We start from the raw sequence: 12,520 nt of genomic DNA, 5'->3' as shown, positions 1-12,520 counted from the left end.
GACTCTAAGAGTCAGTTGCGATGGTGAGTACTTCACCTCCTTTTAAATGAGCGGAACCATCGGTCCGCGAGTTGAAAGAAACCGTCGGTGAAACGGCGCGTTGGTAGTCGGCTACTTGCAAGCCGGGTTTGAGGTGGCATTAGCCAGATTGAAGCGAGGACGAACGTCCTGCTATTGAGGAAATATTGAAGATGAGCTGCAGCTGATGCTGTGCGCCAGGGTAGCTCGGCTGGCGCCGTTGCCGTTTTTGCCATTTTTGATGGCGAGGGCGACAATCCTCATCCACGTTACCGCCGTGGCCGCGTATGGAACTGTTTACGTTTCTTGGCCGCTAGTATAGTTAGAGCGAACTCGCTGGGAACACATCAATCCGAGCGCAATCCGTTGTCGTTCCGTGCTCCGCCGCCCTCGTCACTACCCCGCTTCGCTAAGCAGTGACGAGGGCTTCGTTCGAATCAACCACCACGCCAGGTCTGCGACCTGTCATGGCAGTTGAACAGACAAATCTGTTCGACCCACGGTTACAGTGGAACCACCATGGGGCTGTACGCTGGCGGCCGACAATTTTTATCGTACGGGATATATTCTTACTCAAGCAAGCCAATACTCTAATATTTATCCCGTACGGTAAATATTTGTTGATTTAGCTGCGTCTGCATGCTAATTTTTACCGTACGCTCATTTTTTTGGATAGATTATGGCTCACGATCAGGTGCAATACGGTGCAATCCGATCCGCTGAGGATCTCGGCAAGCTGGTGCGTGCTCACCGGAAACAGAGAAAACTGACGTTGAAAACGATCTCGGGACTGGGTAACCTGAGCACCCGCTTTTTATCCGAATTCGAGCGTGGCAAGGAAACTGCGGAGCTGGGCAAAGTGCTAAAAGCGCTGCGCACCCTGGGACTGGAGGTGGTCATCCAGCCGCGCAGGGTTGCCGTGCCCAAGCCGTCGTCCTCACAAGAGGGAGAAGGCCATGCTTGATCCGGATGGTCTCAACGTCTGGAATGATCAGCGACTCGTTGGCTATTTGTGGCGCAACACCCAAGGCCTGATTGGCTTCCGCTACGAAAAGGAATGGCTTACCCAAGGCGGATTTGCCATCTCCCATAGGTTGCCATTGCGACAGGAAGACTTTGTGCCGGAAGAGGGACTCGCCCACCGCTTCTTCGCCAACCTCCTGCCGGAAGGTGGTGCTCGTGATCAGGTTATCCGCGATCTAAAGATCGCCAATACCGATTTTGATCTGCTCAGAGCCATTGGCGGTGAATGCGCCGGAGCCTTGTCGATTCTCCAGGCAGAACAGAAACCTTCCACACAATACGCGTATTACGAACTCTCGGAACAAGAACTCGCCAAGCTGGTGACACGCCGTGGTCAGGTTTACACATGGACTGAAAACGAACGTCCCCGTCTGTCTCTGGCCGGAGCGCAAGACAAGTGTCCTGTGTTGATCAAGAATGGTGCCTGTTGGTTGCCTAAAAAAGAATCGCCTTCCAGCCATATCCTCAAGTTCGAACTGTCTGATTACCGCCACCTGCCCGCCTACGAGACGTTCACGACACTATTGGCGGAGGCTGTCGGTTTGCCTGTGGTCAATATTCAACTGCGATCCATTGCAGACACGCACTATGCATTGATTGAGCGCTATGATCGGCACCTGTTGGGTAGCGGTCAGATGGCGAGACTGCATCAGGAAGATTTCTGTCAGGCGCTGGGTTTCGGCCACGAACGCAAGTATCAGGAGGATGGCGGCCCTTCCTTCGCAGATTGCTATCGGCTCGTCCAGGATGTCTCTAGTGATCCCGCCAACGATCTGCAGTATTTACTGCGATGGCAGATTTTCAATGTCCTGGCGGGTAATTCAGATGGTCATGCCAAAAACCTTTCGCTGCTATACCGGGCCAATGGCGAAATACAGCTAGCCCCTTTTTATGATCTCGTTTGCACTCGGGCCATTGAACGTATTGACTATCATCTGGCATTTTCCGTTGGCAATGAAAGAAATCCAGGCATCGTTTCCACAAAGCACTGGGATGACCTGGCGCAACAATGCGGTTTGCGTGCTCGGTTTCTACAAGGCCAGGTGCAGGATGTTGCTGTCAGTCTGTTGGAGCACCTGCAGCCGACGAGAGAAAAGTTTGAAACGTTGTACGGGAAATATCCCGCGCTGCAACGGATCGAAAAGGTCGTGAATAAACAGTGTCGGCGCACGATCAGCGAATAAGTGCGACTGGCAAGGTTCTCAACGAACAACGAACTATGCATCGGCATTTTAATGAAATGGGGGTGCCACTTTATCCCAAGTGGCCAGGGCAAGGAGCCGATTCGATCGGCGACATTAATCTTCGTTGGGCAGCATGATCGTGACGACCGGTTCACCGGCATCACCAGGGCCAACCATCAGTTTCAAACTCACCTCGCCGGCTTCTGTCGAATGCCCGTCTTTCGGCACGCGGTACAACGAGAACAGCAACCGATCACCAGGAGCAGTAGCCGTTCGAATGGCGTAGAACGCCATAAACAGCACGTCCCACAAACGGCCAGACTCGTCCTGGTGCACTTGAAAGCGGTTATCCCGCTCTGTCCAGGCGACGCAATCACACCAAGCGGTATGGGTAAGTGCGACTGGCCATTTGAAGCCAGCCTCACGTGCCATAGCGGTGACATCGATCAGGACGCCATCTTCGATAGCCTGTGCACGACTGTAACTTGCGACAACAGGACCGAAGACATCTTCCAACGACTTGTGCTCTGAATTTTTCATAAGGTTTCTCCCTGGAGAAATGAATTAAGAAATTCAGGGAGCACCTCCTTCCCATTGGGGAAGAAGACTCCCCAATGGGTTAAGTAAATGGCGTTACAGCAATCCGCGTTCGGCGAAGGAAACTGATTCCCCCACCGTGACCACAAAGTGATCCAGTACACGGATGTCAACGAGTGCCAGCGCATCTTTTAATCGCCGGGTAATCGCTTCGTCCGCGTGACTGGGCTCGGCGACACCACTCGGGTGATTGTGAAAAAACATCACCGCTGCCGCGTTGAGCGTCAGCGCCTGTTGTACCACCACGCGGGGGTACACCGAGGCGCCATCAATGGTTCCCTGGAACAACTCTGCGGCTTCGATTACCCGATGCCGGTTATCCAGGTACACACAACCAAAGACTTCCGCTTTGCGTTCAGCCAACAACATCCGCAAGTAATCACGGGTGTGGTTGGGGCTCGGTAGCTCCAGGCCCGGCTGGTGCAGGTCCTGCAATATCGCAAAGGCCAGCTGCAGCAGGGATTGCTTTTCAGGATCGTTCAACGACGCCATGCGAATGGCCGCAAAACGGTTTTTAGTAATCACCCGGGAGGGTGATGGTTTGGAAGCCATGAGCGGTCTCCTTGAAGAGTCGAGGAGACCTGCCCGGCAAGGGAGAATCTCCCTCGCTGGGTTGAAAGATTGATCGCATCACAAGATGCGATCAGATTTGGTCGTCAGGCTACGGCGTTGTGGGTCTCAGCCGTCGGCGCCGGAAAGGGCTGACCTTCGACTTTGATCCACTGGAACCGCAGTAACCGGGACTTCAGGCTGATGCCCGTCGTACCGGCTCGATCACCGTTTTTGAAGATGAAGGTTTCGGCTTGCAAATCACTGAGGTGAAAACCCACCAGCACTTTAAAGTCAGCTTCCACCGCAGGCAGCAGCTGACGCACCAGATCCTTCGCCTCTTCACCCACCACCACGCACTCGAAATGCGTGTGCTGAACGTTATCGGCTGGCCCTCGTAGCGCCGCGATGGTGACACTGAGAAAGGGGAACCCATTCTCGGGTGTTACTTCGCGAACCCGGTTGAGGTAACCAATGCCGTGGATATCAAGATCGAAATACTTCGGTTTTTCAGGGGTAGATTGTCTACTGGTCATAACAGTTTCTCCTTGAACATAATGGAAAGCCGGAGAACACGATTCCCTGGCGGGAAGGTATTTCCCGGCAGGGTGAGTAAAATCAGGGCAAGCCCTGACACTGGATTGACGGTAAAACCGCGATGTCACTTGCACAATCCGCTGACATCTTCTTTGCCACTGAGACCGCAGTGGCCACGTACAAAGTCGTTACCCCTCCCTCACCGGGGCGTCGCAGACAAACTGCAGGTACTTGAGCATGCCCCTTGCGTTAGCAAAAGCGGCATGGTCGGCAATGGTTTGATTGGGAAACCAGTTGGCAATATCAGCGGCTAACGCGGCACTGCCACCGCCGACGAACAGTACACGATCCAACTCCACACCGAGTCCAAGCTTGCGGCGGGTTTCGGTATAGAGTCGCTCCACCAACTCGCGTTTTGCTTCCGCCACCATGGCCGAGACATCGTGATCCTTGCCATGCAGGCGCAACCGATGTGTATCGACGGCCCGACTGATACTCTGCTCGCCCAGTTCGTTGATATCGAACTGTTCCTGTATACGGTTCGCCACGCGAATCTTGACGTTCAGCATGCCGCGATTCAGAGAGCCGGAGGAACCATGCACAATGCCCTGGTCCTGGACCACCACATAATCCGTGGTGCGGCCACCGATATCGACAATGGCGATGGGCGCGTTGACCCGATCCGCGTCCAACGTCACACCATCATCATCGGTCATAACAATCACATAGTCGTACCAGGCAGCCAGCGCCTCCGGAATAACTTCATGAAAGGCGATGCTCACCTTTAGGAGCCCCTGTTGCGCTGCCCTTTGCGATGCTTTTCTGGCAACAACAGGCTCAACCGCCAATTTCAAACCCTCCCTTTTTGCCTGGATCGCTCGTCGTCGTTGCTGACCATCGTTGCGGTAAAAGGCGGAGACCGGCAACCCCGTCACCACATGGACGGATCGGCCCGACAAACCCGCCTGTTGCAGTGCATGCTGGACGATCACCCGATTCAGGGCCGAGCCCGGGTATTCATCGAATTGAGTGGGCTCACCATCGACCGCACCGACGGAATACACACTGCCACCGGTTTCGTACTCAAAAATTTTCTGTTCCTCATCCCGTATCCAGGTGACACCGGCCGATCCCATGCGTGCCCGTGAAGGCACCGCCAGGAGGCGACCATCCGGTAACGCCACTTTGGTATAGGCATAGCCGTCATCGAGGCCCACCTGCCCAACCGCCATGGGATGAGTGGTCACGGGAGGTTTGTCTTCGTCAGAAAATTTCTCATCGGTCAGTTCTGTCATGGTGCGATTCCTGATATCGGGGTTAGACGTCTTTACTCACCGATCACTCGTCTCAGGTGCGTAAAGGGTTTTCTGGTGTCGTTTGGGGGAGCAAGCCTGGCGCGTTCGCTGTTGTGTGAGCTGCCAGGTGACCGCGCAGCGTGATCGAGCATCGTCTCGGTTGTTCGCGGCTGGACGGAACCCGCTCCGCGACTTCCGTTTATCTGGGTGGATGTACACGGCTGGCTCATAGGCATTGCGTGTGCCGGCAGCGCTTGCTCAGATCGGATGGCCTGACACTCGCTTCGAAATCCCACCAGCAACAGCTGCCGCAACCACTCGTTTTGTCTGCTGTTAGGCAGGCGGCGTAAACGCTGAAGCACCATCGCTTCGAGTGGAATTCGCGTATCGAGCGAGATGACAAGCTGCTGAAGCGTGCTGGTGGCCACGGCGTTCAGCCCTCGTCAGAATCTGCGATGGCGTTGTTATTCAGCTGTTGAAATGCCAGGGGACGCAGAGACGGCAACCGCTCACCATTGAGGATGTCCTGGGGAATCTCGCCCATCCGCTCTCTCGCTTTGATGGCTGCCGGTGTTCCTTGCCGGATATCGGAGCGACGAACGTCCAGGCAGTGATACCCCTGGGGCAACGCAAACACCCGGCGCACCCATCGCCCACTACCCGACACCTGCTCAATGAGGTCAGTGGGCATGTCGAGACCTAAGTAATGCAACGTCATGTCTGCGCACATCAACCGGTCGTACTCACCCAGCAACTGTGCAGCGCGGAAGGCGTAGGGATTGGCGAACTGTAACGATACGCGCTGTGGTCGACTCGATTGTGCGACGCTGAATTCGAGAGCACTGTTGGATTCAGTGATAAGGGCGTCCATCCTTTGCTGCAATCCCTGCAGCTGTGCGCGGATATCGGCAACGCCCTCTTCCACTTTGAGCAACCACCAGTCGGCATAAGGGTCGTCGAAGCGGACGGCCTGCCATAGCGACTTCAGCCGATCTGCAAAACCGATCAATCCCATAATGGCAGGCTTGCCATCGGCTGCACGGCGGCCGCGGATCAGGCTCTGAGCCTGATAGGTCTGAATCGTCAACCAGACTTCACCCTGCAGGGCGCCTGGCACTGACTCGTTTTGATTTTCAGCTGTATTCTCGTGTGACTGTTCTGCGTCTGAATTCATTTGCGTCATTCCCTTCAAGATCAACTCTGACGTGCTATGAATCCACGAATGGGAAAATGGCACCACGGAATATCCATCCGACTGGTGCAGTGTTTTGCGTTGCTGCGATCAGATGGTTCCAGTGGAAACAGTGCGGGGAAGTAACGACGGAGGGGTATCACATCGTGTGTGATAACGGGCGATCGCGCTATTTATCCATATTCAATGATGCTCGTAACTTGGCCAGCTGCTCACGCCCATAGGCTTGGTTTCGTGCTCGCTCTTCAGCCGCTTTAGTTTTCTGTTCTTCGTTTTCTGGCGGTGGTACGTGATGTGCCCGATCTTGTCTTGCCTCGGCCACCTTGATCCCGAGGTTGGGCACAAATTCGCCTTGTTGTGCCGCCTTGCACAGCGAATGCAAGAATCGCAGCTCGTCATAAACCGGCTTCATGCCTTTTTGCTCAGACTCCAGACGACCCTGAAGTTCGTCGAGCACCAACTGCCGATCATCAAGATCGATCATGGCAAGATACCTGTCCGCCAGGTGTTTCTGGTTCTCCGACAAGCGCGGCGGATAGATCAGCGCTCGCTCTGTCACCGACGGGACTGATGGATTGGATTCAGAAAATGTTTTCTCTTCATGGTTTGTATTTTGTGTAGTGGTTGTTGTAGTTGTTTTTTTATAATGACTACTACAACGACTACTGTAGTGTTCCTTAGCCTCCGCCTTTGAATTTTGGTCCTGGACGGATTGTGCTGATGCGCTGGCCTCGGACGAATTTTTCAGTTTCCCGATGGTCGCGGCGTGAAAAGTAAAATAACGACCGCTTTTGCTGTGGTTTTCGCTGGAATCTGACAATTGTTGGGCGGCCTGCAGTCGACGCTCAATAGTTGACTCCTTCCGTCCTAACGACTCGCCTTCCTGAATATCCTTATCCAGACTCTCCAACACAGCTTGCGCCACGCGCCGGACGCGGGCGTGATGATGCTCCTGGGATTGGGTAACGAATGCCATGTAGGACTCATCCAGGTACAGGGCATCGACCAGAGGCAGGGGTTCATCGTGAAGACTGTAGACATTGCCGGTGAAACGGCCGCTTTTTTGACGCACTCTGGCACACAGCGTTAGCCAACGCGTCAAGCGCAGAATGGCAATAGCACGAGAGACAGTGGAGGTTGAGGAAACGTTAGTTTTAGCCGCAATGGTATCGTAATCGGGAAACGCCGTTCGTCCTCCAGTCTCTCTGGCATGGAGCATGATAACCATCCATACCAGTTTATCGACGGGTTCCAACATCGGGTCCTGGATGACCATGGCCGGCACGGCCTGATGCCAATTCCCCATGAACAACATGGCATCCGGTAACGATGGATCACTCTGGGCACGAACCTTGGCAACAGTTGCCTTGATTAAAGCGTCGAGAGCAACAGTTTCTGGTCGCAGCGCATCCGCATCATGGGCCATTCTCGACAACCCGCCCGGATGTCGCGGCACTGCTTCCCTCACCGTAGGTTTCCCAACGCTGCACCAGCGCCCAAATCGATCGCAATCCAATGCCTGTCTGTTGCTGTAGGTCGAGATAGTCTTCTGCAGTTAATGTGGATTTGTCATCCGCCTGTACCTTATCCTGCCAGGCATACCAGAGCGCGTGGGTATCGGTTTCATTCAGTTCGGGAGGCCGGCCCACGGCCGGCGCCAGCGTCAACAATCGGCGCCATCGCGTGTACTCCCGAGAACTCACACCAAACAGCTGCTGCATCATCTCTAACGGTGCGTCCGCGACCAGCAATGTTCGCTGCAGATCCTCAGATTCCCGCTGATGACGCAGTTGATCGAGCATCGGCCAAAAAACATCACGATTGAGACCAATCTGCAGACAGTGCACACGCAGTGCATCGGCCCGATAGAGATCGGCCAGATTCATCTCTTTCAGGGCGTCCAGTTCTTTGGGGCCAAAATTCATGGCGCGCAATGCCTGCTGATCCCCCTCTGCCAGACATCGCATGGCGTACAACAGCACGGCGGTGGTGAGGTCGGCTTCCTTATTGGACGACATCGCTTTCACCTCCTTGTTGCGCCCAAAGCTCGACCCCGGTATCGAAGGCTAACCGTTTAATGCTCCGGTAGGACTCCATCATTTGCAGCAAACGCTGCCAGTCTGGCGGGTTCAATTGTTGCCAGAGCTGGCTGTTGAGATGGCCGGGATCAGGCGTCCAGACACTGCCAAAGAGCAGACCGGCATCATGGGATGCCAAGGCCTGGTATAGGGGCGAGTCTTTATCCAGGTAGGCCAGGACAATGTCCGTGGGAGCGACGGTCAACTCTGAGCTCGCAGCCAACTGCCACCAGAGTGCGGACACTAAATCCAGCATGTCCTGGTCAAGGGATTCCCGCAGCTCCGGTGAAGGCACATCAATCAGCAGAAAGCCCAAGCCCTGATCCGGCAGATGAATGACTGTCTCGTGCAGTCCGTGGGATGTCGCCAGGGTTACTGCGCAGTCCCACAACTGGCTCCGCAAAACCTCAAGATTTCTTTGCTGACCACCTTTTTGGGAATTCGGCGCAGAGGTCAACTCAGCCGGCATGTTCGGTTGGTCTTTGCTTTTGTCATGACCACTCGCCGGTGAATCGATGTCAGCGGGCTGCTTTTCCAATGTCGTCGTATTCGATGGCGGCCCACTATCAGAATGCTCCGGGTGTTCCGGGTCCCTGTCCGCCCCCGGCTCTGTATCCTCTTCGGTATGAGCGGGAAGGCTGAATGCGCGGCCCGATAGTTGTGCCTCCATCTCCAGATGAATCACCTGGCGATTCAGTTCGGACTCCACGGCGATCTCATTTTCCAATGCATCGCGCAGTGGCTGAATGTCCCATTCGGCGCCATCATGACGGCGACACAACTCGGCAAAGATCGCATCGAAGACGGTGTTATCCCCCAATTGGCGACGATCCCAGATCGCTCGGGCAGCGCGTTCAAGGGCTCGGATCTTTTCCACCTGTGGTCGACCCAATCCGGCAGCTAAGGCTTTTGGCATCAATGGCCACAAGGTCTCAACGGCATACCCCATTTTGGAAATCATGCTGTGGCTGAGCCCGAAACCTCGCTCTCTGAACAGCTCTTCCAGTTGGCGCTGAGACAGGCTCTCAACCTCCATCTCGCTTTCGAGGAGAGACTTTGCTTCGAATACGGCCAACGCTTTATCGATGAAAGGCAAACCGCCGCGCAATTCGTTTTCCCGGAGGTGGGCAAAAAGTACATTGGACTCCTGCGACCAGGGCTTGACGACGCAATCGATCCAGCGAAATCGCTCATCGCCGGTTTCGTCCAAAAGCTCCTTCAGTATCCTCAGCCGTGTATTGCCGCCACTGTGGAGCACATAATCAGCAGCCCCCGGCTCCTGTGATAGCACCAATGGTTGATCCAGGCCTTCAGCCTGGATCGACGCCTTTATTCGATCGTATTCCGGGTTCTGCTGCCGGCGGGGATTGCGGGAGTAATGGTGGATACGAGTGACGTCTACACGGGTGATCTCGTGGACGGATGGCGATCTCTCAGGCGTCATCGTTACCACCTGCTTCTTGTGCACCCGATTCAGGCACGACGCCGTAGAAAATCTCTGGATGTCGAACCATGCTCGCCCGAGGCACAGGCTCCAGTCGACCATCCGAAAGGTCCGCCACAGTACGTGTGTAATGCTCGATTTGCGTCGCCATCAATGGACTGGCATATCGATGCTGGCCGGCAATCTGATACAAGTAGGAGACTGAGTCGCCACACGCCGCAGCGACGTCGGCCCGCTCCCGCTTGGTTGCCATCTTGAGGAAATCCTTTAGCTCCATGCGCAGAAACATTAGCACCGTGCGAATCATTGAACAACGCGCAATCACCGCTTTTTGTTTATCACTCTGCTAAAAATCATGCTAAAGTGTTTCGCATGACGCTAAAACTTAACCAGATCCGGCTCCACAATCTTGAGGTTCTGATTGCCGAAGCGGGCTCAGCTGCCAAGTTGGCGCGCGCGGCCGGGACCAATAGCTCCTACCTCAGCCAGGTGCGCAACCAGCTCCCCACCAAAAAAGGAACGCCCCGCTCTATCGGAGATGAGCTGGCGGAAAAACTGGAAAAGGCCATGAATAAAGACCAAGGATGGATGGATACCCCCCATGCGGACGGGGCACGACAAGAGGAACACAACGCCCACGACGGCCCGGATTTGCGCAGTCTCCACCCGCTGATATCCTGGGTCCAAGCGGGAAACTGGTATGAGATTTCTGAAAGTTTCGTACCGGCCTACGGTTCTGAACTTTTACCCTGCCCGGTGTGCTGTAGTCCTGAATCCTTTGTGCTTAGGGTTCGCGGCAGCAGTATGGAACCCAAATTTCATGAGGGCGACCTGATTTTTGTTGACCCCAATGTTTCACCTGACCACGGCAAGTACGTGGTTGTTCGACTCGATGAATCCAATGAAGCCACGTTCAAGCAGTTAATTGTTGAAGAGGGCAAGCAGTACCTGAAGGCACTCAACCCTGATTGGCCGAATCGCATTATCGAAGTGGATGAAGAAGCGACAATCTGTGGAGTCATTGTCTTCAAGGGGGAGGTGGTCTGAGTTTTCCCAGCGACCCCAGAGACACGAGCAACAATAATTTCGAGTGACCGCATGCAGCGCAAATATGGTGAATGACGCTGTCACGGCAACACTCCTAAGTCCGTCACCCCACCCTGATGCAGTAATTGTTTATCACATTGCTAAACATTCTCTTTTGCCAAAATGATTTGCACGGTGCTAACGTTTAGTTTTTGGCAAGCCTAAGACTCTGACACGTGCGGTCCGGAGCGAGAGTGAGAAGCAATGGATGACGGACACCCTACTCGACCAAGAAAGACTTTAATCAATCGAAAAACATTACTGGCTATGATTCCGCTTTCAGATCGCGCCATCTTCAATATGGAGAAACGAGGTGACTTTCCGCGCAGAATCGTGCTGACAAGCCGCAATGTCGCCTGGGACTTGGCCGAGGTGGAAAAGTGGATCGAATCCCGCAAAGAGTCTGAAGATCAACCTATCCGGCCAGGAATCCCCATTAACGTTTCACGCTAGTCCACTCGTCAATCATGTCAGCCCAGTCTTGCAACATCGCCGCCCGTTGCTCCCGGTATTCGGCTTTATTGTAAATTGCCCTTACTCCTTTCTGCTCATGGGCAAGACACTTTTCAATCCAATCAGTGTTGTAGCCTGCTTCATGCAATAAGGTGCTGGCTGTGCGACGCAGATCGTGCGGACCAAATTTACCAAGCTGTTCACCATCCTTTTGTGCAGCCTGATACGTCAGGGCAAGAACGCGATTCAAAGTCGCTGCACTCATAGGCAAGTCCGAATCATACCGCGAGGGAAGCACGAATTCAGAACCACCGGCAAAGGTCTTCAGTGCGATAAAGATGTCCAGTGCCTGGCGAGACAGAAACACCAAATGCGGATTTCGTCGCTTCATACGCTGTTTCGGGATCGTCCAGAGCGCCTCGCTAAAATTGATCTCTGCCCAGGTGGCGTTCGACAGCTCGGATTTTCTGACCATGGTCAATAACAGCAGCTTGATTGCGGCTCTATATTGTGGCGAGGTCCCGATTCGATCCATGTACCGATACATCAGACCAATTTCGGCAGGACTCAAGGCCCGGTCTCGGGGTTCGAATCTGGCGATACTGTTGGGGCGAACCATTTCAGCGGGGTTTTCAACTTTCTGTCCGCGCTCGATCGCCCACCGATAAACCTGCAATACCACTTCTCGGGCGTGGACGGCTGTTGCTGGCGCTCCTCTTTCCACGATGGCATCGGTTACTGCCCGGAGATCCTCATGTGTGATTTCAGATAATTTCTGATTGCCGAAGCGCTTTTTCAATTCACGGTTGTAGACCGATTTACGCATGTCGCGTGTCGAGTCAGCCATCTGATAACCGCGCAACCATTTTTCAGCCCACGCCCCGAATGTTTCGGCATCCTTCACCCGCGATTTGTCGCGCGCTTTCTCTCTGGCCGGGGATTTGCCGGCTGCAATCATTTTCTTTGCTTCGCTCAGCAGTTCCCGCGCTTCCGCCAGTGTGATACCGCCACTGCCATACCGACCGATGGTCAACGTCTCCTGACGGCCGCTGATGGAGTAGTTA

14 protein-coding genes are annotated in these 12,520 nt (G+C 54.4%); 4 read left to right on the top strand and 10 right to left on the bottom strand.

Annotation, left to right across the window (positions count from 1 at the left end):
* The first annotated feature begins 697 nt into the window (after positions 1-697).
* Together ACQY5R_RS15995 and ACQY5R_RS15990 are read left to right on the top strand one after the other, a co-directional pair.
* On the top strand, positions 698-982 hold the full coding sequence (locus ACQY5R_RS15995) for a helix-turn-helix domain-containing protein (RefSeq protein WP_428610096.1): 285 nt from the start codon (positions 698-700) through the stop codon (positions 980-982).
* Positions 975-2,225, top strand: a complete 1,251-nt coding sequence (locus ACQY5R_RS15990; RefSeq protein ID WP_286983959.1) for a type II toxin-antitoxin system HipA family toxin — start codon at positions 975-977, stop codon at positions 2,223-2,225. Before ACQY5R_RS15995 ends, ACQY5R_RS15990 begins: the two co-directional genes overlap by 8 nt.
* A 114-nt stretch (positions 2,226-2,339) precedes the next feature.
* Here ACQY5R_RS15990 and ACQY5R_RS15985 read toward each other — a convergent pair whose 3' ends face one another.
* The 9 genes from ACQY5R_RS15985 to ACQY5R_RS15945 form a co-directional block, all read right to left on the bottom strand.
* A complete protein-coding gene (locus ACQY5R_RS15985; RefSeq protein WP_035230335.1) occupies positions 2,340-2,765 on the bottom strand; it encodes a DUF6573 family protein in 426 nt (141 codons plus the stop codon).
* A 93-nt stretch (positions 2,766-2,858) separates the two neighbouring features.
* A complete protein-coding gene (locus ACQY5R_RS15980; protein ID WP_353681753.1) occupies positions 2,859-3,374 on the bottom strand; it encodes a JAB domain-containing protein in 516 nt (171 codons plus the stop codon).
* A 104-nt stretch (positions 3,375-3,478) separates the two neighbouring features.
* Positions 3,479-3,907 (bottom strand): DUF3577 domain-containing protein, encoded by a 429-nt coding sequence (locus ACQY5R_RS15975; protein WP_014704091.1) that lies wholly within the window; start codon positions 3,905-3,907, stop codon positions 3,479-3,481.
* Between the two features lie 189 nt (positions 3,908-4,096).
* Complete coding sequence (parM, locus tag ACQY5R_RS15970) at positions 4,097-5,203, bottom strand: ParM/StbA family protein (protein WP_014704090.1); 1,107 nt, start codon at positions 5,201-5,203, stop codon at positions 4,097-4,099.
* 433 nt (positions 5,204-5,636) lie between these two features.
* A complete protein-coding gene (locus tag ACQY5R_RS15965; protein ID WP_014704089.1) occupies positions 5,637-6,377 on the bottom strand; it encodes a PFL_4669 family integrating conjugative element protein in 741 nt (246 codons plus the stop codon).
* A gap of 187 nt (positions 6,378-6,564) precedes the next feature.
* Complete coding sequence (locus tag ACQY5R_RS15960) at positions 6,565-7,821, bottom strand: STY4528 family pathogenicity island replication protein (RefSeq protein ID WP_428610093.1); 1,257 nt, start codon at positions 7,819-7,821, stop codon at positions 6,565-6,567.
* On the bottom strand, positions 7,811-8,413 hold the full coding sequence (locus tag ACQY5R_RS15955) for a DUF2857 domain-containing protein (RefSeq protein ID WP_428610092.1): 603 nt from the start codon (positions 8,411-8,413) through the stop codon (positions 7,811-7,813). The genes ACQY5R_RS15960 and ACQY5R_RS15955 overlap by 11 nt, the downstream gene beginning before the upstream one ends.
* A complete protein-coding gene (locus ACQY5R_RS15950; protein ID WP_428610091.1) occupies positions 8,400-9,917 on the bottom strand; it encodes a ParB family protein in 1,518 nt (505 codons plus the stop codon). The genes ACQY5R_RS15955 and ACQY5R_RS15950 overlap by 14 nt, the downstream gene beginning before the upstream one ends.
* On the bottom strand, positions 9,907-10,206 hold the full coding sequence (locus tag ACQY5R_RS15945; RefSeq protein WP_027948960.1) for a hypothetical protein: 300 nt from the start codon (positions 10,204-10,206) through the stop codon (positions 9,907-9,909). The genes ACQY5R_RS15950 and ACQY5R_RS15945 overlap by 11 nt, the downstream gene beginning before the upstream one ends.
* Positions 10,207-10,223: 17 nt before the next feature.
* Here ACQY5R_RS15945 and ACQY5R_RS15940 point away from each other — a divergent pair, with 17 nt between their 5' ends.
* Both ACQY5R_RS15940 and ACQY5R_RS15935 read left to right on the top strand, forming a co-directional pair.
* Positions 10,224-10,964, top strand: coding sequence for a LexA family protein (locus tag ACQY5R_RS15940; protein WP_428610090.1), 741 nt, complete (start codon positions 10,224-10,226; stop codon positions 10,962-10,964).
* Positions 10,965-11,207: 243 nt separating this feature from the next.
* The gene (locus tag ACQY5R_RS15935; protein WP_041366655.1) at positions 11,208-11,456 is read left to right on the top strand and encodes a helix-turn-helix transcriptional regulator; all 249 of its coding nucleotides are present in this window, start codon (positions 11,208-11,210) and stop codon (positions 11,454-11,456) included.
* On the opposite strand, the gene ACQY5R_RS15930 is transcribed toward ACQY5R_RS15935, so the two are convergent.
* Positions 11,440-12,520: tyrosine-type recombinase/integrase (locus tag ACQY5R_RS15930; RefSeq protein ID WP_428610088.1), on the bottom strand; the 1,081-nt coding region annotated here is incomplete at its 5' end. The genes ACQY5R_RS15935 and ACQY5R_RS15930 overlap by 17 nt on opposite strands.

The sequence above is a fragment of the Sedimenticola sp. genome (assembly GCF_050289425.1).
Lineage (GTDB): Bacteria > Pseudomonadota > Gammaproteobacteria > Chromatiales > Chromatiaceae > Sedimenticola.
The sequence above is the reverse complement of the archived record's forward strand: the minus strand, read 5'-3'. Positions and strand labels throughout refer to the sequence as shown.